The organism is Streptomyces curacoi, from assembly GCF_001513975.1.
GTDB classification, from domain to species: domain Bacteria; phylum Actinomycetota; class Actinomycetes; order Streptomycetales; family Streptomycetaceae; genus Streptomyces; species Streptomyces curacoi.
Genome location: NZ_KQ947991.1, coordinates 480,494 through 501,793, shown reverse-complemented (window position 1 = coordinate 501,793; position 21,300 = coordinate 480,494). Strand labels below are relative to the sequence as shown.

The 21,300-nt window shown below is 72.2% G+C and carries 18 protein-coding genes; 13 read left to right on the top strand and 5 right to left on the bottom strand.

All coding sequences use genetic code 11. The annotated features are described in order from the left end of the window. Nucleotides 1–337 precede the first annotated feature (337 nt). A complete protein-coding gene (locus AQI70_RS39840) occupies nucleotides 338–1,087 on the top strand; it encodes a tetratricopeptide repeat protein (protein ID WP_079051514.1) in 750 nt (249 codons plus the stop codon). A 54-nt stretch (nucleotides 1,088–1,141) separates the two neighbouring features. On the opposite strand, the gene AQI70_RS28175 is transcribed toward AQI70_RS39840, so the two are convergent. Beyond that, nucleotides 1,142–2,434 carry a DUF1015 domain-containing protein gene (locus AQI70_RS28175; protein WP_062154926.1) on the bottom strand — a complete coding sequence of 431 codons (1,293 nt, stop codon included), beginning with the start codon at nucleotides 2,432–2,434 and terminating at the stop codon, nucleotides 1,142–1,144. Between the two features lie 72 nt (nucleotides 2,435–2,506). On the opposite strand from AQI70_RS28175, the gene AQI70_RS28170 reads away from it, so the two are divergent. The 4 genes from AQI70_RS28170 (at nucleotide 2,507) to AQI70_RS28155 (ending at nucleotide 6,671) form a co-directional block, all read left to right on the top strand. Next, on the top strand, nucleotides 2,507–3,535 hold the full coding sequence (locus AQI70_RS28170) for an HAD hydrolase-like protein (RefSeq protein ID WP_062154924.1): 1,029 nt from the start codon (nucleotides 2,507–2,509) through the stop codon (nucleotides 3,533–3,535). Nucleotides 3,536–3,619: 84 nt separating this feature from the next. Next, a complete protein-coding gene (locus AQI70_RS28165) occupies nucleotides 3,620–4,663 on the top strand; it encodes a FecCD family ABC transporter permease (RefSeq protein WP_062154922.1) in 1,044 nt (347 codons plus the stop codon). Nucleotides 4,664–4,740: 77 nt separating this feature from the next. Continuing rightward, complete coding sequence (locus AQI70_RS28160) at nucleotides 4,741–5,787, top strand: FecCD family ABC transporter permease (protein WP_062154921.1); 1,047 nt, start codon at nucleotides 4,741–4,743, stop codon at nucleotides 5,785–5,787. Continuing rightward, the gene (locus tag AQI70_RS28155) at nucleotides 5,784–6,671 is read left to right on the top strand and encodes an ABC transporter ATP-binding protein (RefSeq protein ID WP_063801620.1); all 888 of its coding nucleotides are present in this window, start codon (nucleotides 5,784–5,786) and stop codon (nucleotides 6,669–6,671) included. The genes AQI70_RS28160 and AQI70_RS28155 overlap by 4 nt, the downstream gene beginning before the upstream one ends. Here the strand turns inward: AQI70_RS28155 and AQI70_RS28150 are convergent. Further along, nucleotides 6,655–7,002: an SCP2 sterol-binding domain-containing protein gene (locus tag AQI70_RS28150; RefSeq protein WP_062154917.1), complete on the bottom strand. Its 348-nt coding sequence runs from the start codon at nucleotides 7,000–7,002 to the stop codon at nucleotides 6,655–6,657. The genes AQI70_RS28155 and AQI70_RS28150 overlap by 17 nt on opposite strands. Nucleotides 7,003–7,044: 42 nt before the next feature. Here AQI70_RS28150 and AQI70_RS28145 point away from each other — a divergent pair, with 42 nt between their 5' ends. From AQI70_RS28145 to AQI70_RS28120, 6 genes are all read left to right on the top strand, one after another. Then, complete coding sequence (locus AQI70_RS28145) at nucleotides 7,045–7,365, top strand: hypothetical protein (protein ID WP_062154916.1); 321 nt, start codon at nucleotides 7,045–7,047, stop codon at nucleotides 7,363–7,365. Nucleotides 7,366–7,372: 7 nt separating this feature from the next. After that, a complete protein-coding gene (locus AQI70_RS28140) occupies nucleotides 7,373–8,188 on the top strand; it encodes a TlyA family RNA methyltransferase (RefSeq protein WP_062154913.1) in 816 nt (271 codons plus the stop codon). Then, nucleotides 8,185–9,090, top strand: a complete 906-nt coding sequence (locus AQI70_RS28135) for an NAD kinase (RefSeq protein WP_037890074.1) — start codon at nucleotides 8,185–8,187, stop codon at nucleotides 9,088–9,090. The genes AQI70_RS28140 and AQI70_RS28135 overlap by 4 nt, the downstream gene beginning before the upstream one ends. 236 nt (nucleotides 9,091–9,326) lie before the next feature. Further along, nucleotides 9,327–11,045 carry a DNA repair protein RecN gene (gene recN, locus AQI70_RS28130; RefSeq protein WP_062154911.1) on the top strand — a complete coding sequence of 573 codons (1,719 nt, stop codon included), beginning with the start codon at nucleotides 9,327–9,329 and terminating at the stop codon, nucleotides 11,043–11,045. Between the two features lie 154 nt (nucleotides 11,046–11,199). Then, entirely contained in the window at nucleotides 11,200–11,958 is a 759-nt protein-coding gene (locus AQI70_RS28125; protein ID WP_062154909.1) for a hypothetical protein, read from the top strand. Nucleotides 11,959–12,271: 313 nt separating this feature from the next. Beyond that, entirely contained in the window at nucleotides 12,272–13,408 is a 1,137-nt protein-coding gene (locus tag AQI70_RS28120) for a glycosyltransferase family 4 protein (RefSeq protein WP_062154907.1), read from the top strand. A 32-nt stretch (nucleotides 13,409–13,440) separates the two neighbouring features. Here AQI70_RS28120 and AQI70_RS28115 read toward each other — a convergent pair whose 3' ends face one another. Continuing rightward, complete coding sequence (locus AQI70_RS28115; protein ID WP_062154905.1) at nucleotides 13,441–15,093, bottom strand: PucR family transcriptional regulator; 1,653 nt, start codon at nucleotides 15,091–15,093, stop codon at nucleotides 13,441–13,443. A 294-nt stretch (nucleotides 15,094–15,387) separates the two neighbouring features. Between AQI70_RS28115 and AQI70_RS40390 the strand changes: the two genes are divergently transcribed. Further along, nucleotides 15,388–15,612, top strand: a complete 225-nt coding sequence (locus AQI70_RS40390; protein WP_244181867.1) for a hypothetical protein — start codon at nucleotides 15,388–15,390, stop codon at nucleotides 15,610–15,612. A gap of 137 nt (nucleotides 15,613–15,749) precedes the next feature. Here AQI70_RS40390 and AQI70_RS28105 read toward each other — a convergent pair whose 3' ends face one another. Then, nucleotides 15,750–17,132: an FAD-binding oxidoreductase gene (locus AQI70_RS28105; RefSeq protein WP_062154902.1), complete on the bottom strand. Its 1,383-nt coding sequence runs from the start codon at nucleotides 17,130–17,132 to the stop codon at nucleotides 15,750–15,752. Nucleotides 17,133–17,238: 106 nt separating this feature from the next. Beyond that, nucleotides 17,239–19,041 (bottom strand): glycoside hydrolase family 15 protein, encoded by a 1,803-nt coding sequence (locus AQI70_RS28100; RefSeq protein WP_062154900.1) that lies wholly within the window; start codon nucleotides 19,039–19,041, stop codon nucleotides 17,239–17,241. Between the two features lie 527 nt (nucleotides 19,042–19,568). Between AQI70_RS28100 and AQI70_RS28095 the strand changes: the two genes are divergently transcribed. Beyond that, on the top strand, nucleotides 19,569–21,257 hold the full coding sequence (locus AQI70_RS28095) for a CTP synthase (protein ID WP_062154898.1): 1,689 nt from the start codon (nucleotides 19,569–19,571) through the stop codon (nucleotides 21,255–21,257). Nucleotides 21,258–21,300 lie beyond the last annotated feature (43 nt).

Below are 21,300 nucleotides of genomic sequence, written 5' to 3'. Positions count from 1 at the left end.
CTTCCGCAGGGACGACCGCCGGGATGACCGCCGTGACGGCGAGCGCGGTGGCTTCCGGCGTGACGACCGCGGTGAGCGGGGCGACCGGGACCGTGGCTTCCGGCGGGACGACCGGCGTGGTGAGGACCGTGGGGATCGCGGTGGCTTCCGGCGGGATGACAGCCGGGGCGAGCGCGGTGGGTTCCGTGGGCGGGACGACCGTGGCGGCCGTGGGCCCCGTCGGGACGACCGTGGTGGGCGTCCCGGTGGGTTCCGTGGGCGTGACGACCGGCGCGGTGGCGGCGGTGGCGGGCGTTTCCGCGACGAGCGGGACCGGGACCGGGAGCCGATCAAGCGGCTGCCGATCCCCGAGGACGTCACGGGCGACGAGATCGACAAGGACGTACGGCAGGAGCTGCAGAGCCTGCCGAAGACACTCGCTGAGGATGTCGCCAAGAACCTGGTGATGGTCGCGCGGCTCATCGACGAGGACCCCGAGGGTGCTTACGGCTACTCCAAGGTGGCGCTGCGGCTGGCGTCGCGTGTCGCGGCCGTACGTGAGGCGGCCGGGTTCGCGGCGTACGCGAACCAGAAGTACGGTGAGGCGCTCGCCGAGTTCCGGGCCGCTCGGCGGATGACCGGCAACACCGAGCTGTGGCCCGTCATGGCCGACTGCGAGCGTGGGCTCGGGCGGCCGGAGAAGGCGCTGGACATGGCCGGTGCTCCCGAGGTGCACAAGCTGGACAAGGCCGGTCAGGTCGAGATGCGGCTCGTCGCGGCCGGCGCCCGGCGTGACATGGGGCAGTTGGACGCGGCCATCGTGACGTTGCAGAGCCCCGAGCTGGCCTCCAACGCCGTACAGCCGTGGACGGCGCGGCTGCGGTACGCGTATGCCGACGCGCTGCTCGCCGCGGGGCGGCAGGGTGAGGCGCGTGAGTGGTTCGCCAAGGCCGTCGAGGCCGACAAGGACGGCAGCACGGACGCCTCCGACCGGCTCGCCGAGCTGGACGGTGTCGAGTTCGTCGACGCCCTCGACGAGAACGAGGACGAGGACGTCAGTGGCGAGGAGCAGGCTCCGGCCGGGCCCGGTGAGGGCGACAAGGAGTGAGCTACGCGTGAGGTGAGGGGCGGGATCCCGGGCTGGGGTCCCGCCCTTCGGCGTTCAGAGGTCCAGAGCGCGCAGGACCAGGCCCGAGGCCGGCTTCGGGCCGAACGACGTCGACTTGCGGGGCATGGTGACGCCCTGGCGGGCGAGGTCGCGGACGACGTCCTCGCGGACCGGGTGCATCAGGACGGCCGTACCGCCGTCGCGTTCCGCCTTTCTGACGGTGGCGGCGGTGTCGTGGATGTACGCGATGCGGGTGGGGTCGTCCTCGGGGATGTGCCAGATGTGGGCGAGGAGGGTGGCGTGCAGGACTGTCGCGTCCAGGGTGCGCCAGGCGGCCGGGCGGTCGGTGGGGACCGTACGGGCGAGGAGGGCCGGGTCCGGGCGGTCGACCAGGTGGAAGGCGCCGTCTCCGGCGAGGAGGTAGGCGTTGCCCGCGTGGGCCGCGTCGGCCAGTGCCTGGAGGGCCTCGGGCAGGGGCAGTTCGAGGCGGCGTACGCGGAACAGGCCGTCGAGGGCGGCCAGGGCGTCCGGCACCGGCAGGCCGTGCAGGAGGCGGTGGATCGCGCGCACGCGCAGGGGGTAGCGGGCTGTGTCGACCAGGAGGACCAGGCCGTAGTCCCAGGGGCTGGGCGAGGGGTGCTCCGCGCGTAGACGGCGATAGGTCGCCCAGCGGTGGTGGCCGTCGGCGATCAGGGCCTGGTGGCGGGTCAGGTCCGACTGGACGCGGGCCAGGTCGGTGGGGTCGGTGAGGGACCACAGGCGGTGGCTGAAGCCGTCCTCCGTGGTGGTCGACAGGAGCGGCGGGCGTTCGATCGTGCGCTCGATGACGGCGGTCGTGTCGGCTGCCGTGCCGTTGCCGCGGTAGGTCAGGAGCAGGGGTTCGAGGTTCGCGGACGTGGCGCGCATCAGGGCCGCTCGGTCGGCGACCACGTGCGGCATGACGTCCTCGTGCGGCAGGACCAGGCCCTCCGACGGCTCCGAGACGCGCAGCGCGCCGATGATGCCGCGTTGCAGCATGCCGTCGCCGTCGTGCTGTTCGTAGACATAGAGGCCGGGGGCGGGGTCCGCGGTCAGTACGCCTTCGGACAGCCAGCGGCGCAGGGTGTCGGCCGCCTGTTCGTTGCGGGCGCTGGGGGTGCCGGCCTGGGGGAGGATCAGGCGGACGATGTTGTGGGGGTCCGCGTCCTGGAGGTGGTGCAGGCCGTCGGGGCGGACGACGACGTCGTACGGAGGGGATGTCACGGCGGCAAGGCTGCCGACCCGGTCGGGGTCGTAGCGAAGTCCTCGGAACGGGGTGAGTTCCAGGCCTCGGCGCGCCGTTGCTTCCGGGTGACCTGCTGTGTTCATCCCGGCATCGTACGGGTGTCAGTGGCATGGGGGATGATCGGGGGAAAGCCGTCGAACGAGGAGCGATGCGGAATGAGCCAGAGCGTCAGGACGAGGCCCGAGGGCAGTGGCCGGGCCCTGAGCGAGGCGTACGACACGGCGCTGCTCGACCTCGACGGTGTGGTGTACGCGGGGGGCGACGCGATTGCTCATGCCGTCGAGTCGCTCGCCGCGGCCCGGGCGGGCGGGATGCATCTGGCGTACGTCACGAACAACGCCCTGCGGACTCCGGACGCCGTGGCCGCGCATCTGACCGAGCTGGGGATACCCACGGGCGCGGACGACGTCATCACCTCGGCGCAGGCGGTCGCGCGGCTGATCAGTGAGCAGGTGCCGGCGGGCGCCCGGGTGCTGGTGATCGGTGGGGAGGGGCTGCGGGTGGCGCTGCGGGAGCGCGGGCTGGAGCCGGTGGAGTCGGCGGACGACGATCCGGCGGCGGTCGTGCAGGGGTACGGCGGGCCCGAGCTGCCGTGGGGGCGGTTCGCGGAGGCCTGTTACGCGGTTGCTCGTGGGGTGCCCTGGTTCGCCTCCAACACCGACCTGACGATTCCGGGCCCGCGCGGGATCGGGCCGGGCAACGGGGCGGCAGTGGAGGTCGTACGGATAGCCACCGGCGCCGAGCCGCAGGTGGCGGGCAAGCCGTTGCCTCCCATGCACCGGGAGACGATCCTGCGGACCGGCGCCGAGCGGCCGCTGGTGGTCGGGGACCGGCTGGACACGGACATCGAGGGGGCGTTCAACGGGGATGTGGACTCGCTGCTGGTGCTGACCGGCGTGACCGACGGCGCCCAGCTGCTCGCCGCGCCGCCGCAGCACCGGCCGACGTATGTCGACGCCGATCTGCGGGGGTTGCTGACCGGGCAGCCGGACGTCGTGGCGGACGGGGACGGGTTCCGGTGCGGTGGCTGGACCGCCACTGCCGGGGCCGAGCGGCTGGAACTGGACGGTGACGGTGGGGCCTTGGACGGGCTGCGGGCCTTGTGTGCGGCGGCCTGGACGGCGGCCGGTGCGGGTGTGTGCGAGCTGGACACGGGGAAGGCGCTGGCGCGGCTGGGGTGGTGAGCCGCCGGGCGGTTCCCGCAGGAAGGGCGGCATGGGCGCGCAGCGGGATCGTGGCCGAATGGCAGGGTAGGCTAACCTAACTGCGTGTTGGTCGACAGTCCTCCCGAACAGCGCGCGGAGTCCGTGTCCGCGCCCCCAACCCGACGGGCGATACGTGCTGTTGGGTTGCTCGTCGCTGTCCTGATCCTGGTGGTCGTCGCGTTGGCGAGCATCGCGATCGGGGCAAAGCAGTTGTCCGTGGGGGAGGTCTGGCACGGCCTCTTCGCGGACTCGGGCACCTACGGGGACGTGGTCGTCGACGACCGGATCTCGCGGACCGTCCTCGGCCTGCTCGCCGGTGCCGCGCTCGGTCTGGCCGGGGCCGTGCTGCAGGCGCTCACCCGCAATCCGCTGGCCGACCCCGGACTGCTCGGGATCAACGCGGGCGCGTCCGCCGCGGTCGTCACCGCCATCACCTTCTTCGGCGTCACGAGCCTGAGCGGCTACGTCTGGTTCGCCTTCCTCGGTGCGGCCGCGGTCGGGACGATGGTCTGGTTCCTCGGCGGCAGCCGGGGCGCGACACCGGTACGGCTGGCGCTCGCCGGTACGGCGATCAGCGCCGCGCTCTACGGCTATCTGCAGGCCGTGATGATCATGGATGACGCGGCGCTGAACAAGATGCGCTTCTGGACGGTCGGTTCGCTGACCTCGGCGACGGACTCGATCATCCAGCAGGTGCTGCCGTTCCTCGTGGTCGGCATGCTCCTCGCGCTCGCCCTCGCCCGGCCGCTGAACGCCATGGAGATGGGCGACGACACCGCGCGGGCCCTCGGCGCCAACCTGAACCGCACCCGGGTGCTGTCGATGCTCGCCGCCACCGTGCTGTGCGGGGCCGCTACCGCGGCCTGCGGGCCGATCGTGTTCGTCGGTCTGATGGTGCCGCACGTCGTACGGTCCTTCACCGGGCCCGACCTGCGCTGGATCCTGCCGTACGCCGCCGTCCTGTCGCCCGTGCTGCTGCTCGGTGCCGACGTCCTCGGCCGGATCGTCGCCCGGCCCTCCGAGCTCCAGGTCGGCATCGTCACGGCGATCCTCGGGGGACCGGTCTTCATCTTTCTCGTACGACGGCGGAGGACGGCCCAGCTGTGAAGACCGCAGTGCAGAGCGACGCGAAGAGCGCGTCCAAGAGCGCATCCAAGAAGGAAGCGAGGACGGCGGGGAGCGCTGTGGGGAAGACCCGTGCCAACCGTGCCGTGCGGACCCCGGGCGGGCTCTCCGTCCGGCTCGACGTCCGGGCACTGACCGTCGTCGTCCTGTTGCTGGTCGCCGCGCTCGCCGCGAGCGTCGTACTGATCGGCACCGGCGACTTCCCGATCGCGGCGGGCGACGTGCTCAGGACGCTGCTCGGCGACGGGAACGCGGGGCAGGAGTTCATCGTCAACGAACTGCGGCTGCCGCGGGTCCTCGTCGGGCTCCTCGTCGGTGCCTCGCTCGGCCTCGGCGGAGCGCTGTTCCAGGCGCTGTCCCGCAACCCGCTGGGCAGCCCGGACATCCTCGGCCTCGGGCAGGGGGCCACGGCCGGGGCGCTCCTGGTGATCGTGCTGTTCTCCGGGAACGCCACCCAGGTCACCGTGGGTGCGCTCGCGGGCGGACTCGGGGCCGGGCTCGCGATCTACCTGCTGGCCTGGAAGCGGGGCGTGCACGGGTATCGACTGGTGCTGGTCGGTATCGGCATGTCCGCGATCATGACGGCGGTCAACGGCTATCTGCTGACCAAGGCCGACCTGGTCGACGCGGCCCGCGCGGTGGTGTGGATGACCGGCTCCCTCAGCGGCCGTGACTGGGCCCAGGTCTGGCCGCTGCTCGCGCTGTGCGCCGTGCTCGTACCGCTCGTCCTCGGCAATGCGCGCGGGCTGCGGATGATGGAGATGGGCGACGACGTCTCGTACGCCCTCGGCGTGCGGGTGGAACGCGTACGGCTGCTGCTGATGCTGTCCGCCGTGCTGCTCACCGCGGCCGCCACCGCCGCCGCCGGTCCGGTCAGCTTCGTGGCGCTCACCGCCCCGCAGCTCGCCCGGCGCCTGACCCGCTCGCCCGGCCCGAACCTGCTGCCCTCCCTGTGCATGGGCGCCACCCTCCTCGTCGCCGCCGACTGGGTCTCCCAGCGGGTCTTCGGAGCCGACCAGATGCCCGTGGGCGTGGTGACGGGCGTGCTCGGCGGCGTATATCTGCTGTGGCTGTTGGTCATCGAGCGCAAGGCGGGCCGGATATGAGCGCCGACAGCAGCAACAGCAGCGGGCCGAACAACGGGCTGAACAACCGAAGGAGCACTGTGAACCGCCTGTCCGCCGACAACGTCACCCTCGCCTACGACCAGCGGGTCATCGCCGAGCAGCTGTCGGTGGAGATACCCGACAACTCCTTCACCGTGATCGTCGGCCCGAACGCGTGCGGCAAGTCCACGCTGCTGCGGGCGCTGTCGCGGATGCTCAAGCCCAGCCAGGGCCGGGTCCTGCTGGACGGGCAGGTCATCCAGTCGATGCCGGCGAAGAAGGTCGCCCGCACGCTGGGGCTGCTGCCGCAGTCGTCGATCGCGCCGGACGGGATCACCGTCGCCGACCTGGTGGGCCGTGGCCGCTACCCGCACCAGGGGATTCTGCGCCAGTGGTCGACCGAGGACGAGCGGGTCGTCCAGGAGTCGATGGAGCAGACCGGTGTCGCCGAGCTCGCCGACCGCTATGTCGACGAACTGTCCGGCGGCCAGCGGCAGCGGGTGTGGATCGCGATGGCGCTCGCCCAGCAGACGCCGCTGCTGCTGCTCGACGAGCCGACGACCTACCTCGACATCCAGCACCAGATCGACGTCCTCGACCTGTGCGCCGAGCTGCACGAGGAGCAGGGGCGCACGCTGGTCGCCGTGCTGCACGACCTCAACCACGCCGCTCGCTACGCCACGCACCTCATCGCGCTGCGCGGCGGGAAGATCATCGCCGAGGGCGCGCCGAACGACATCGTCACGGCCGGGCTGGTCGAGGAGGTCTTCGGCCTGCGGTGCCAGGTGATCGACGACCCCGAGACCGGGACACCGCTGGTGGTGCCGGCGGCGCGGAAGGCGCGCAAGGTGGTCGAGAAGGTCGCGGCTACAGAAGCTTCCTGAGGAGCAGCAGGTCGCGTACGCCGGCGTACAACTTCACCCGGCCCGAGCCCCAGGCCTTGGCGAAGTTCAGCTCGCCGTTGACCAGGGCCACCAGGTCGTCGCCGGCCATGCTGAGTCTGATCTGGGCCTTCTCGCGTGGTGGGCCCTGGATCGTGTCGTGGACATGGATCCGGCCGCCCGCCATGCGTCCGGCGAACGTGACGTCCAGGTCGGTGATGTGGCAGCTCACCGAGCGGTCCAGGGCCGCGGCCGTGCGGGCGTCCCCTTCGGCGCGCTGCATGTTGTCCGACAGTTTTTCGAGTGCGGCGCGGCACTCCTCAATCGTGGCCATCGCGATCGACGGTACCCCAGCGGTTCGGGGTAGCGTCTGGGCATGAGCGACACAGTTCCGGAGACGGAGATCCGGGAGGCGGAGATCCCGGAGGCGGAGATCCGGCAGGAGGCGGCCGAGGCAGAAGCCGAGGACGCGTACGACCCCGCCGCCCCGGCCCCGCTGAACGTCCCCCGCACCCCCACCGGCAACGCCGACGTCGACGCCCGGCTGGAGCGGCTGGGGGATGCCGACCACCTCGCCACCGACGGGCACATCGAGGTGTACGAGGATGTACATCAGGGGCTGCGTGACGCGCTGACCGCGCTCGACGCCCGCCCGGGACCTCCGGCGCCCTCACCGTCGTACGGACATAGGAGCTGAACCGAACGTGGCAGGAGTCGCACGTCGCCGTCTCGACGCGGAGCTGGTCCGCCGGAAGCTCGCGCGCTCGCGCGAGCACGCCAGCCAGCTGATCGCCGCCGGGCGGGTCACCGTCGGCAAGACCGTCGCGACCAAGCCGGCCACGCAGGTGGAGACCGCGGCGGCGATCGTCGTCTCGGCCGACGACAGCGATCCCGAGTACGTGTCGCGGGGCGGGCACAAGCTCGCGGGCGCGCTGGAGGTCTTCGTACCCCAGGGGCTCGCGGTTGAAGGGCGGCGGGCGCTGGACGCCGGTGCGTCGACCGGCGGGTTCACCGATGTGCTGCTGCGGGCCGGGGCCGCGCATGTCGTCGCCGTCGATGTCGGATACGGACAACTCGCCTGGACTCTCCGGAGTGATGAACGCGTCACCGTCAAGGACCGTACGAACGTACGCGAGTTGACGCTCGAAGCGATCGATGGGGAACCAGTGGATCTAGTCGTGGGGGATCTGTCCTTCATCCCGCTCGGACTGGTGCTGCCCGCACTGGTGCGGTGCGTGAAGCCGGACGCCGACCTGGTGATGATGGTCAAGCCACAGTTCGAGGTGGGGAAGGAACGGCTGGGGAGCGGCGGGGTCGTCCGCAGCCCTCAGCTGCGGGCCGAGGCCGTGCGCGGCGTGGCCGAGAAGGCATGGGAACTCGGGCTCGGGGCGAAGGGCGTCACGGCCAGTCCGTTGCCCGGGCCCTCCGGGAACGTCGAGTACTTTCTGTGGCTGCGTGCCGGGGCGCCCGCCCTGGACCCGGCCGACGTTGACCGTGCAGTGGCGGAGGGGCCGCGTTGATGCAGAACCGAGCTCGTACTGTTTTTCTCCTCGCCCACACCGGGCGGCCCGCCGCCATCCGCAGCGCCGAGCTCGTGGTCAAGGGGCTGCTGAGGTCGGGGATCGGTGTGCGGGTGCTGGAGGCGGAGGCGCAGGACCTGCCGCTGCCGGACGAGGTGGAGCTGGTCAGGGAGGCGACTCCGCAGTGCCTCGACGGGTGTGAGCTGCTCATCGTGCTGGGCGGTGACGGGACGCTGCTGCGGGGGGCCGAGTTCGCGCGTGCCTCCGGGGTGCCGATGCTCGGGGTCAACCTCGGGCGGGTGGGGTTCCTCGCGGAGGCCGAGCGGGACGATCTCGACAAGGTTGTCGACCGGGTGGTGACCAAGGCGTACGAGGTCGAGGAGCGGATGACCGTCGACGTCGTGGTCCATCAGAACGGTGACGTCGTTCATACCGACTGGGCGCTGAACGAGGCGGCCGTGCAGAAGGCCGGGGCGGAGAAGCTGCTCGAGGTCGTGCTGGAGATCGACGGGCGGCCGGTCACCGGGTTCGGCTGTGACGGCATCGTGCTGTCCACGCCGACGGGGTCGACGGCGTATGCGTTCTCCGCCGGTGGGCCCGTGGTGTGGCCGGAGGTGGAGGCGCTGTTGATGGTGCCGATCAGTGCGCATGCGCTGTTTGCGAAGCCGTTGGTGACCTCGCCGAACTCCGTGCTCGCGGTGGAGGTTCTGCCGCATATCCCGCCGGGTGTTCTGTGGTGTGACGGGCGGCGGACCGTGGAGTTGCCGCCGGGGGCTCGGGTCGAGGTGCGGCGGGGGGCTGTGCCGGTTCGGCTGGCTCGGTTGCATCACGCTTCGTTCACGGATCGGTTGGTCGCGAAGTTCGCGTTGCCGGTTTCCGGGTGGCGGGGGGCGCCTCACTAGCCGGCTGTGGGGGTGGTGCGGGAGCGCGGGCGGCTGCGGGTGGTTCGTGGTTGCTCGCGCCCACGCGGCGGAGCCGCAAATCGATACAGCCCCGGCGCCCCTTGGGCCGGACCACTCACCCGAGTGACAATGTGCGGTCGGTACACATTCGTCACCTGGACCTTCACATGACTGGGACCGGGGGCCGTCGCACTCCCGGCCCCCGACCTCGTAAGGTCGTGTCCGTGTTGGAGGAGATGCGGATACGGTCGCTCGGGGTCATCGACGACGCGGTCGTCGAGCTGTCGCCGGGGTTCACCGCCGTCACCGGCGAGACGGGTGCGGGCAAGACCATGGTGGTCACCAGCCTCGGGCTGTTGCTGGGCGGACGGGCGGACCCGGCGCTCGTGCGGCTCGGGGCCGACAAGGCGGTCGTGGAGGGGCGGATCACCGTCGCCGCGGGCGCGTCGGCCGTGGTGCGGGCTGAGGAGGCCGGGGCCGAGCTCGACGACGGGGCGTTGCTGATCAGCCGTACCGTTTCCGCCGAGGGGCGGTCGCGGGCGCATGTCGGTGGGCGCAGTGTGCCGGTGGGGCTGCTCGCCGAGCTCGCCGACGATCTGGTGGCCGTGCACGGGCAGACCGACCAGCAGGGGCTGCTGAAGCTGTCCCGGCAGCGGCAGGCGCTCGACCGGTACGCGGGCGACGCGGTCGCCGTGCCGCTGGCCAAGTACACCGAGGCGTACCGGCGGCTGCGGGCCGTCTCCGTCGAGCTCGACGAGATCGTCACGCGCGCGCGTGAGCGGGCCCAGGAAGCCGACATGCTGCGGTTCGGGCTCGACGAGATCGCCGGGGTCGAGCCGCGGGCCGGTGAGGACGTGGAGCTCGCGGAGGAGGCCGAGCGGCTCGGACACGCGGAGGCGCTGTCGTCGGCCGCCACGGCCGCCCACGCCGCCCTCGCCGGCAACCCGGAGGACCCCGAGGGCATCGACGCGGCCACGCTCGTCGCCGGTGCGCAGCGGGCCCTGGACGCCGTGCGGTCGCACGATCCGGCGCTGGCCGCGCTGGCCGAGCGGATCGGGGAGATCGGGATCCTGCTCGGGGATGTCGCCGGGGAGCTGGCGGGGTACGCCGACGATCTGGACGCCGACCCCCTGCGGCTCGGGGCCGTCGAGGAGCGGCGGGCCGCGCTGAACGCCCTGACGCGGAAGTACGGCGAGAACGTCGCCGCCGTGCTCGCCTGGGCCGAGGAGAGCGCGGCGCGGCTGACCGAGCTGGACGGCGACGACGAGCGGATCGAGGAGCTGACCGCCGAGCGGGACGCGCTGCGGGCCGAGCTCGGCGGGCTGGCGCAGGCGTTGACGGACGCGCGGGCGGAGGCCGCCGAGCGGTTCGCCGCCGCCGTGACGGCGGAGCTGGCCTCGCTGGCCATGCCGCACGCGCGCGTGTCCTTCGACATCCGGCAGACCGAGGACCCGGAGGGCGTGGAAGTCGGTGGGCGTACGGTCGCCTACGGGCCGTCGGGTGTCGACGAGGTCGAGCTGCTGCTCGCCCCGCATCCGGGAGCGCCGCCCCGGCCGATCGCCAAGGGCGCGTCCGGCGGTGAGCTCTCGCGCGTGATGCTCGCCGTGGAGGTCGTGTTCGCGGGGACCGATCCCGTGCCGACGTATCTCTTCGACGAGGTCGACGCCGGTGTCGGCGGCAAGGCGGCCGTGGAGATCGGGCGGCGGTTGGCCCGGCTGGCCAAGACCGCGCAAGTTGTGGTCGTCACCCACCTGCCGCAGGTCGCTGCCTTCGCGGACCGGCAGTTGCTGGTCGAGAAGACCAACGACGGGTCGGTCACCCGGTCCGGGGTGAAGGTCCTGGAGGGCGAGGAGCGGATCCGGGAGCTGTCCCGGATGCTCGCCGGGCAGGAGGACTCGGAGACCGCTCGGGCGCACGCGGAGGAGTTGCTGGCGACGGCCAGGGCGGATGTCTAGGCGGATGTTCGGGCAGATGTCTGGGCAGATGTCTGGGGCGTACGTTTAGGCGGACGTCTGGGGCCGGGTGTCTGAGGGCTCCGCTGTGAGGTCGGTGCCGGCGGCCGGTGCTCGTGGAGGGCTGGTTGTCAGTGGTGGCCCGTAGGGTGGCCGAATGATCGAACGTGCCCCCAGGACCACCGCCTTCGGCCTCTCCGCCGCCGTCACCCGCGCCGCCGTCAGCGCCCTGCGCGCCAAGGCTCCCGGCGGCCGTGACCGCTGGCAGCGGAAGAACTACGCGGGCCGGACCGTGGAGTTGTACGCCGGGCCCGCCTCCGCCGTGGCGGCTGCGCTCGGGACTGGGCGGGTGTCGCCGGCCGCCGGGGTCGCCGTGGCCGTCGCGGGGGTCTGCGGGGCGTACGACGACGTCGCCGGGGCCGGTGACCCCCGACGCGGGTTCCGGGCGCACCTCTCCGCCCTCCGGGACGGCGAAGTCACCAGCGGCGCGGTCAAGTTGTTCGGGATATCCGCGGCGGGGCTCGTCGCGGGCGCGTTGCTGAAGGAGCGGCCCGTGGACAAGCTGCTCGCGGGTGTGGTGATCGCCGGGGCCGCGCACTTCGTCAATCTCGTGGACGTACGCCCGGGCAGGGCCGCCGCCGCGGTGCTCGCGCTGGGGGCGCCGGGACTGCTCCGCGCAGGGGCCGGGGCCGAGATCGCCGCCACCGCCATGGGAGCCGCCGCGGCCGTACTGCCCGACGACCTCGGGGAGCGGGCGATGATCGGCGACACCGGCGCGCATGCGCTGGGCGCGGCCCTGGGCGCCGCCGTCGTCGCCGCCAACGGCCGGGCCGGACTGGTCGCGCACGCCGCCGCCCTTGTGGCCGCGGCGGTGTACGGGGACAAGGTGAGTGAGGTGGCGCGGGGGGTGGAGTGAGGGGCGGTGAGAGGGATGGAGTGAGGGGTGGCCTCGCTGTGGCGCGGCGGGGTGGGGACGGGCGGTGACGCCGGAGCGCGCTCCGCGTGCGTGTGTTCGGGCATACCCCCTGCCCTTGCTTCACTCGTGCGGGTGACTCGCCATGCCGTGTTGCCCGCCTTCCGGCCTCCCGCCGTTCCCGGAACCCCCGTACATCCTGGCATCCTTGGCGTAAACACGTCGTACGCGTAGGGATCCTCGCGGTACACCCCCTCCGCACGATCCTTCTGTACTTTCTTCGTGACCGCCCGACCCGAACCAGGAGCCCGGCCACGTGACCCCCGTGAGCAGCCACTCACCGCACGGCCAGTCGTCGCTGCGCACCGTGCAGGTGCTGGGCGGCGGCAACGCCGGCAGCAGCGCGCATGTGCGATCGCTGGCCTCGGGGCTGGTCGCGCGGGGTGTGCGGGTCACCGTGTGCGCCCCTGTCGAGGCCGATCGCGTCTACGACTTCACCGGGGCCGGCGCCGATCATGTGCATGTGCCGCGCAGCAGCGACCCCGCCTCCGTGGCCGCCCTGCGGGCGGCGTGCGCGGACGCCGACCTGGTGCATGCGCACGGGCTGCACGCCTCCTTCCGTGCCGTGCTCGCCCTGAGCGGGCGGCGTACTCCGCTCGTCGTCACCTGGCACGACCGGGCCCAGGCCGAAGGGGCCCGCGCCCATCTCGTACGGCTGTTGGAGCGGCGGGTCGTCAAGGCCGCCTCCGTCGTGCTCGGGACCAGCTCGGCGCTGGTGGACCGGGCCCGCCGGACCGGTGCGCGGGACGCGCGGCTCGCCGCCGTGGCCCTGCCCGCGCCGCGCCGTACCGTCGAGCGCGACGATCCCGACCGGCTGCGACCCAAGGTGCGGGCCGAACTAGGCGCCACCGGGCGGCCGTTGCTGATCGCCGTCGGCTCGCTCGAGCGGCATCGCGGGTACGACGTACTGCTGGACGCCTCGCGCGCGTGGCGGCGGCTCGATCCCGTGCCGTTGGTCGTGATCGCGGGGGAGGGGGAGCTGCGGGCCGGTCTGCAGCGCCGTATCGAGGACGAGGGGCTGCCCGTGCGGCTCATCGGGAGCCGCGACGACGTCTCCGAGCTGCTCGCCGCCGCCGACCTCGCGCTCCTCCCCAGCAGTTGGGAGTCGCGGTCCGTCCTCGCGCAGGAGGCCCTGCACACGCGCGTGCCGCTCGTCGCCACCGACGTCGGCGGCATGCCGGAGCTCGTCGGGGACGCGGCCGAACTCGTCCCGTACGGCGACCCCGAGGCGCTCGCCGACGCCGTCGTACGGCTGCTCGGTGATCCCGAACGGCGGGAGTTCCTCAAGGAGCGAGGCGTGCGGCAGGCGGCCACCTGGCCGACCGAGGACGAGACGGTGGCCCAAGTCCTCAGCGTCTACGACGAGTTGACGCAGCCGCAGCCCATGATCTAGGCGCCGTCCAGGCGCCCTGGAGCCGCGGTGCGTCAGGGGACGTGTCGCCGGGCCCGCAGTGCCAGGCTCAACGCCAGCACCGTCTGTGGATCGTCCAGGTCGGTGCCGAGCAACTCGCCGATACGGGCGAGGCGGTTGTAGAGCGTCTGCCGGTTGAGGTGCAGCTCGCGGGCCGTCTCCGCCTTGCGGCCCGCGTGCGCCAAGTACGTCTCCAGGGTGGGCAGCAGGGGTGGTTTCGAGCGGTTGTCGTGGTCGCGGAGCGGGCCGATCGCGCGGTCCACGAAGGCCGCGAGGTCGGGATGGTCGCGCAGCCGCCACAGCAGCAGGTCGATGTCCAGGCGGCGGGCGTCGTACCAGGGGCGGTCCGACAGGCCCTGCGCCGCCGTCGCCGTCTCCGCCGCGTGTCTGAGGCCCGCCGAGGCCGCCGTCCAGCCGCCCGCGACCCCGACCACCACGACCGGCTGCTGCGCGCCCGGCCGCTGTATCCCGGCCCGCTCCACGCCCGCCCGCAGCGCCGTCGCGACCCGGTCCGCGACCGCCGACCGCTCCGACTCCGACCGCAGGCCCAGCAGCACCAGGACCCGGCCCTCCACCGGCCGTACGCCCAACAGCACCGGCACGCCCACCGAGGCCAGCTCCTCCGCGACCGCGCGCGCCAGCACCGCCCATCCGCCGCCCGGCGACAGCACGTCCCCGAGCCGCATCACCACCGGCAGCAGCGGGCTGTCCCCCGGCTTGAAGCCCAGCACGCGCGCTTGCGCCGGGGCGTCCCCGGCGGCGACCCGGCCCTCCGCGAGGTCGGTCAGGAAGTCGCCGCGCCCGCGGGCCGCCAGCTCCTCCTCCTGGCGTGCCTGCATCAGCACCACGGCCAGGATGCCCGCGGCCCGCTCGGCGGCGATCCGGTGCACGGGCGCGAGTGGGCCGCGTACGGGGAGGAGCACCAGACGGGCCCTGACCGAACCCGCCCCCGGGCCGCCGCCCGGAACATCCACCAGCACCGACCCGACCGGCGGCGGCGCGTCCTTGTGCTGCCCCCGCAGCCCCTCCCACACCTGCAACGGATCCGCGCCCTCGGGCCCGGCCCCGGCCGCGTACAGCAGCCGGCCGTCCGTCGTCTCCAGGAAGACCGGGTTGCCGCTGAAGTCCGCCAGGATGCCGAGCACTTGGGGCACGCCACCGCCGCCGAGCAGTGCTTCCGTGCACCGGCGGTGCACTTCCTCCGCCCGTTGCAGCAGCGCGTAGTGGCCGTTGACGATCTCCGTGTGGATCTCCTCGGTGACCGTCACGAAGGGCACCTCGCGATGCAGCTGGACGAGCGGCAGTCCTGCCGTGCGCGCGGTGTCGACCAGCGCGGCGGGCAGGCGCGTGAAGCGCGGGCCGAGCTCGATGACGAGGGCCGCGATGCCGCGCTCGGCCAGGGTGCGCACGAACGCGCGCTGGTCGGCCGGGCGGGTGCCGAGGCCGTAGCCCGTGGTCAGCAGCAGTTCCCCGCCCTTCAGCAGCGAGGCGATGTGCGGCACCTCGCCCGCGTGCACCCAGCGCACCGTCCGGCCCAGCCGGTCGGCGCCCGCCACGATCTCGGGGAGGCCGCTGCGCAGCCCGGGCAGCTCCAGCGCCCGCCGCACGGTGATCCCGGCGCCATGGGTGCCGAATCCGCTGTCCGTACCGCCCGTTCCGCTGTCCATGAACCGGACGCTACCCGCGGGCATGCCTCCACGACATATCCGGGCCGTGCCGAAGGCGATCACCCGTCCGAAGCGAACGGCGGCCTCCACCTTCGGCCCACGGTTGGCGCACCCTCGGCCGGGTAGCGGCGCTCCCATGGACTTCAGCGTGGTTGCCGTGGCACGGGAGGTCGACAGTCAGGTGTCGGTGCGAGAGCCGTTCGGCATCGCGCGGGGTGCCGCCTCGGCCGCCGCCGTCACCGGGCGGCCGGTCGGAGGGCGCTGGGGACATCCAGCAAGCGGGTCGTCGAGGGCGTGCATGAGGTGGCGCGGGTGCGGCCCGCGGCGGCGATGGAGGCCTCGGCTGCGGCCGTACGGGGCTTCCTGCACGGCAAGGTCGGCGAGCCGGTCGTCCCCGGCAGCGTCTTCCCGCGCCGGCTCCAGCCGCCCGGCGGCCCGCTCACCGTGGCGGCCTTCGGTGACCGAGCGATCGCCACGGCGGCCGCGCACGCCGACCGGATGCTCCTCGACATCGTCTAGCCGGAGCAGGTGCGGATGCTGCGGGCAAAGCTCGAAGCGGCCGCCGAGCGCGTCGGCCGTACCCCGCCGAGCCGGTCGCCTGGCTGCCGGCCGCCGTCGCACACGCCGATCGGAACAGGGGCCACGCCCCCGGAGGGTCAGCCCGGCCTGATGTTGTGGTTGAACCGGAAGACGTTGTCCGGGTCCCACTGCCGTTTCAGCTCTGCCAGCCGCCGGGTGTTCTCGGCGCCCAGGCCCGCGATCACGCGTTCCGCGCCCTCGTCGCCGATGAAGTTCAGATAGACCGCGCCCGTGGTCCACGGCCGGACGTCGGCGCGGACGCCGCGGACCCACTGCACGCACCGCTCGTCGTCCGCCGGATCCTGCCACATGCCGTAGGGATGGACCGCCCAGGGCGCGTCCCGGTAGGGCACCGGGTACTCGTGCGGGCCGGCGGCGATCGCGCCGCCCTGCGGCAGGAGGGCATGCTGGGTGCCGGTCGGTACGGGCATGGCCCGGGCGTCGGCGCAGTAGACGTCGACGAAGTCGTCCGGCGCGCCCGTCAGATACTCCGCCGACCAGTAGTGCCGCATGCCGGGCGGATCGTCGATCATGCACTGCACATCGGCGTACGGCATCGCGCCGACGATCTCCGCGTCGTGCGGCAGCGCCAGCAGCGGCTCGGCGTACTTGCGCATGTCCTGCTCGGCACCGGCGTACGTCAGGAGCACACCGCACACCAGCGCGCCGACCAGAGGCGGCGGCACGAACTCCTCGGGCGGGCCGGTGAACGACAGGACGCCGCCGCCCACCTCGTCGGGGCCGGACTCGATCACATCGCGGAAGGTGCGCACGGCGTCCGGCGCGAACTCCGGCCGGTACAGCAGCAGCGCGATGGCGAACTCGGGCAGCTCGTGCAGTTTGAGCGTGATCGCGGTGGCGATGCCGAAGTTGCCGCCGCCTCCGTGCAGGGCCCAGAACAGGTCCGGGTTCTCGTCCGCGTTCGCGTGGACCCGGTCGCCGCCCGCGGTGACCAGCTCTACGCCGAGCAGATTGTCCACCGCGAGCCCGCAGCAGCGGTCCAGCCAGCCGGTGCCGCCGCCGAGGACGAAGCCGCCGACGCCGGTGGTCGAGGCCCGGCCGCCGGTCGTGGCGAGGCCGTACGGCTGGGTGGCGCGGTCCAGATCGCTCATGGTGGCGCCGCCCGCGATGCGTACCGCCTCGGCCCCGGGGTGAACCGTGACCGCGCGCATATGGCGCAGGTCGACGACCAGGCCGTTGTCGTTCAGCGCCATGCCCGCCACGCTGTGCCCGCCCCCGCGCACCGCGATGTTGAGGTCCAGCTCCCGGCCGAACCGCACGGCCCGCACGACGTCGTCCTCGTCCACGCACTGCGCGATCACCGCGGGCCGCCGGTCGATCATGGTGTTGAAGACGGCCCGGGCGTCGTCGTAACCGGGATCTGCCGGGGCGAACACATCACCCGAGAGATCCTCGCGCAGCGCGTCGAGGGCCGCGCCCGCCTTCGAGTGGGAAGCCATGGCGGCCCCCCTTCCGGCAAGGGGGTAACGCTTCCTTCCAGGCTAGGCGGGCCCGCCACGTCCGTCCTGTCGAGCCCCGTCCTGTCGAGCGTCACGGCGGCCCGGCTCAGCCGCCGTACGCCCCGGAGGCCGTCAGCCGCAGGGCGGTGTCGATCAGCGGCACGTGGCTGAAGGCCTGCGGGAAGTTGCCGACCTGGCGCTGCAGGCGCGGGTCCCACTCCTCGGCCAGCAGACCGAGGTCGTTGCGCAGCGACAGCAGCTTCTCGAACAGCTTGCGGGCCTCGTCGACGCGGCCGATCATCGCCAGGTCGTCCGCCATCCAGAACGAGCAGGCGAGGAAGGCGCCCTCGTCGCCGGGGAGGCCGTCGACGCCCTCGTGGTCACCCTGCGTCGGGTAGCGCAGGATGAAGCCGTCCGGCGTGGACAGCTCGCGCTGGATCGCCTCGATGGTGCCGATGACGCGCTTGTCGTCCGGCGGCAGGAAGCCCATCTGCGGGATCAGCAGCAGGGAGGCGTCCAGCTCCCTGGAGCCGTACGACTGCGTGAAGGTGTTGCGCTCCTTGTCGTAGCCCTTCTCGCACACATCCCGGTGGATCTCGTCGCGCAGGTCCTTCCAGCGCTCCAGCGGGCCGTCCACGTCACCGGACTCGATCAGCTTGATCGTGCGGTCGACGGCGACCCAGGCCATCACCTTGGAGTGGACGAAGTGGCGGCGCGGGCCGCGGACCTCCCAGATGCCCTCGTCCGGCTCCTGCCAGTGGTCCTCCAGGTACCGGATCAGCTTCAGCTGGAGCAGCGAGGCGTAGTCGCTGCGGGCCAGGCCGGTCATATGGGCCAGGTGGAGGGCCTCGGTGACCTCGCCGTACACGTCCAGCTGGAGCTGGTGCGCGGCGCCGTTGCCGACCCTCACCGGCGCGGAGTTCTCGTAGCCGGGCAGCCAGTCCAGCTCGGCCTCGCCCAGCTCGCGCTCGCCGGCGATGCCGTACATGATCTGCAGGTTCTCCGGGTCACCGGCGACCGCGCGCAGCAGCCACTCGCGCCAGGCGCGGGCCTCCTCGCGATAGCCGGTGCGCAGGAGCGAGGACAGGGTGATGGCCGCGTCGCGCAGCCAGGTGTAGCGGTAGTCCCAGTTGCGGACGCCGCCGATGTCCTCGGGCAGAGAGGTCGTCGGCGCGGCGACGATGCCGCCCGTCGGGGCGTACGTCAGCGCCTTGAGGGTGATCAGCGAGCGGACGACCGCCTCACGGTAGGGGCCGTGGTACGTACAGTGCTCGACCCAGTCGCGCCAGAACTCCTCCGTCGCCTCCAGCGACTGCTCCGGCTCCGGCAGCCCCGGCGGCTGCTTGTGCGAGGGCTCCCAGGAGATGGTGAAGGCGATCCGCTCACCCGGGGCGACCGTGAAGTCCGAGTACGTCGTCAGCGACTTGCCGTAGGTCTCGGCCTCCGTGTCGAACCACACGGAGTCCGGGCCGGCGACGGCGACCGTCCGGCCCTCGTGCTTGTGCACCCACGGCACCACCCGGCCGTACGAGAAGCGCATCCGCAGCGCCGAGCGCATCGGCACCCGGCCGGAGACGCCCTCCACGATCCGGATCAGCTGGGGCGCGCCGTCACGCGGGGGCATGAAGTCCGTCACCCGGACCGTGCCGCGCGGCGTGTCCCACTCGGACTCCAGGATCAGGGAGTCGCCGCGGTAGCTTCTGCGGGCCGCGGTGGGCGGCGGGGCGTCGGAGGCGTGTGCGGGGCCGAGCCGCCAGAAACCGTGCTCCTCGGTGCCCAGCAGGCCGGCGAAGATGGCGTGCGAGTCGAAGCGGGGCAGGCACAGCCAGTCCACTGTGCCGTCCCGGCAGACCAGCGCGGCGGTCTGCATGTCTCCGATGAGTGCGTAGTCTTCGATGCGCCCGGCCACGTGCAACTCCAGTCGAACGGCCACGTCACCCCCTCCTGGCAAGGGGGCTCTCGCTAGTGCGGTCAAGGGGTGGTTGTAATGCGTCGTTGAGCCGTGAAGCAAAGCAGTCGCTTCCGCCGTGAGGCAAACGACAGTCTCTTCTCAACAATCTCTGCTCAACGAACTGACGAGCTCTCGTTGTTCCGGGTGTGACGGGCGGGGGTGGTGCCGTGTTTGCCGGCCGGGCTCGGCAGCGAATGTCCGAGCAGGATACGACGCACGTAGATGATCTGCGTGCCGCTCCGGGCAACCCGGGTCGGCCGAACGGGTGAGCAACGGGTGAGAAACCGAAACACCTGTGCACCTTCGTGGCGAGACGTGTGCGGAGCGTGGCCGGAAGCCATCGGTCCCCGTCGCTGATACCCTGGTAGCCCGTGGACCGGTGGGAGACAAACCCCGGAACCGCAGCGACGGCGACCCCGGAGAACTCTCCGGTCAGACAGCCGCACCGCACCCCAGACCGCGACCACGGGAGCCCCCTCTTGGCCATGCCGCCCGCTGCTTTTCGAAACAGCACAGCCACGACGACCAAGCACATCTTCGTCACCGGGGGTGTCGCCTCCTCGCTCGGCAAGGGCCTGACGGCCTCCAGCCTCGGCATGCTGCTCAAGGCGCGGGGCCTGCGCGTCGTCATGCAGAAGCTGGACCCGTACCTCAATGTCGACCCTGGCACGATGAACCCCTTCCAGCACGGTGAGGTGTTCGTCACCAATGACGGCGCCGAGACCGACCTGGACATCGGCCACTACGAGCGTTTCCTCGACCGCGACCTGGACGGCTCCGCGAACGTCACCACCGGCCAGGTGTACTCGACGGTGATCGCCAAGGAGCGGCGCGGCGAGTACCTGGGCGACACCGTGCAGGTCATCCCGCACATCACCAACGAGATCAAGCACCGCATCCGCCGGATGGCGACGGACGAGGTGGACGTCGTGATCACGGAGGTCGGCGGCACGGTCGGCGACATCGAGTCGCTGCCGTTCCTGGAGACCGTCCGCCAGGTCCGTCACGAGGTCGGCCGGGACAACGTCTTTGTGGTGCACATCTCGCTCCTGCCGTACATCGGCCCCTCGGGAGAGCTGAAGACGAAGCCGACCCAGCACTCGGTTGCGGCGCTGCGCAACATCGGTATTCAGCCAGATGCCATCGTGCTGCGCTGCGACCGCGAGGTACCGACCGCGATCAAGCGGAAGATCTCGCTGATGTGCGACGTCGACGAGGCGGCCGTGGTCGCCTGCCCCGACGCCCGCTCGATCTACGACATCCCGAAGACGGTGCACGGCGAGGGCCTGGACGCCTATGTCGTCCGCAAGCTGGACCTGCCGTTCCGCGATGTGGACTGGACGACCTGGGACGACCTGCTCGACCGCGTCCACAACCCGGACCACGAGATCACCCTCGCGCTGGTCGGCAAGTACATCGACCTGCCCGACGCCTACCTGTCGGTGACCGAGGCGCTGCGCGCGGGCGGCTTCGCCAACAGGGCCCGAGTGAAGATCAAGTGGGTCACCTCCGACGACTGCAAGACCCCGGCCGGCGCCAAGCAGCAGCTCGCCGACGTGGACGGCATCTGCATCCCGGGCGGCTTCGGCGACCGCGGTGTGCTGGGCAAGGTCGGCGCGATCAAGTACGCCCGCGAGAACAAGATCCCGCTGCTGGGCCTGTGCCTGGGCCTGCAGTGCATCGTGATCGAGGCGGCCCGCAACCTCGCCGGCATCGGCGACGCGAACTCCACCGAGTTCGACCCGGCCACCGCCCACCCGGTCATCTCGACCATGGCCGAACAGCTCGACATCGTCGCCGGTGAGGGCGACATGGGCGGCACGATGCGCCTCGGCATGTACCCGGCCAAGCTGGCCGAGGGCTCGATCGCGCGCGAGGTGTACGACGGCAAGGAGTACGTCGAGGAGCGGCACCGTCACCGGTACGAGGTGAACAACGCCTACCGGGCGGAGCTGGAGAAGAAGGCCGGCATCCTGTTCTCCGGCACCTCGCCCGACGGCAAGCTCGTGGAGTACGTGGAGTACCCGCGCGAGGTCCACCCCTACCTGGTGGCCACGCAGGCCCACCCCGAGCTGCGCTCCCGTCCGACGCGTCCGCACCCGCTCTTCGCCGGCCTGGTGAAGGCCGCCGTCGAGCGCCAGCGGGGCGAGGGCGCGGGCAAGAATTCGAACTGACACAAGAGTTGTACGGTGGCCGGGGTGCAAACCTTCAAAGGGG

Excerpts from the sequence above, each read along its gene's own strand:
- AQI70_RS28175 (WP_062154926.1), bottom strand. The coding sequence starts at position 2,434 with ATGAACACAGCAGGTCACCCGGAAGCAACGGCGCGCCGAGGCCTGGAA.
- AQI70_RS28170 (WP_062154924.1), top strand. The coding sequence starts at position 2,507 with ATGAGCCAGAGCGTCAGGACGAGGCCCGAGGGCAGTGGCCGGGCCCTG.
- AQI70_RS28155 (WP_063801620.1), top strand. The coding sequence starts at position 5,784 with ATGAGCGCCGACAGCAGCAACAGCAGCGGGCCGAACAACGGGCTGAAC.
- AQI70_RS28150 (WP_062154917.1), bottom strand. The coding sequence starts at position 7,002 with ATGGCCACGATTGAGGAGTGCCGCGCCGCACTCGAAAAACTGTCGGAC.
- AQI70_RS28145 (WP_062154916.1), top strand. The coding sequence starts at position 7,045 with ATGAGCGACACAGTTCCGGAGACGGAGATCCGGGAGGCGGAGATCCCG.
- recN (WP_062154911.1), top strand. The coding sequence starts at position 9,327 with ATGCGGATACGGTCGCTCGGGGTCATCGACGACGCGGTCGTCGAGCTG.
- AQI70_RS28125 (WP_062154909.1), top strand. The coding sequence starts at position 11,200 with ATGATCGAACGTGCCCCCAGGACCACCGCCTTCGGCCTCTCCGCCGCC.
- AQI70_RS28115 (WP_062154905.1), bottom strand. The coding sequence starts at position 15,093 with ATGGACAGCGGAACGGGCGGTACGGACAGCGGATTCGGCACCCATGGC.
- AQI70_RS28105 (WP_062154902.1), bottom strand. The coding sequence starts at position 17,132 with ATGGCTTCCCACTCGAAGGCGGGCGCGGCCCTCGACGCGCTGCGCGAG.
- AQI70_RS28095 (WP_062154898.1), top strand. The coding sequence starts at position 19,569 with ATGCCGCCCGCTGCTTTTCGAAACAGCACAGCCACGACGACCAAGCAC.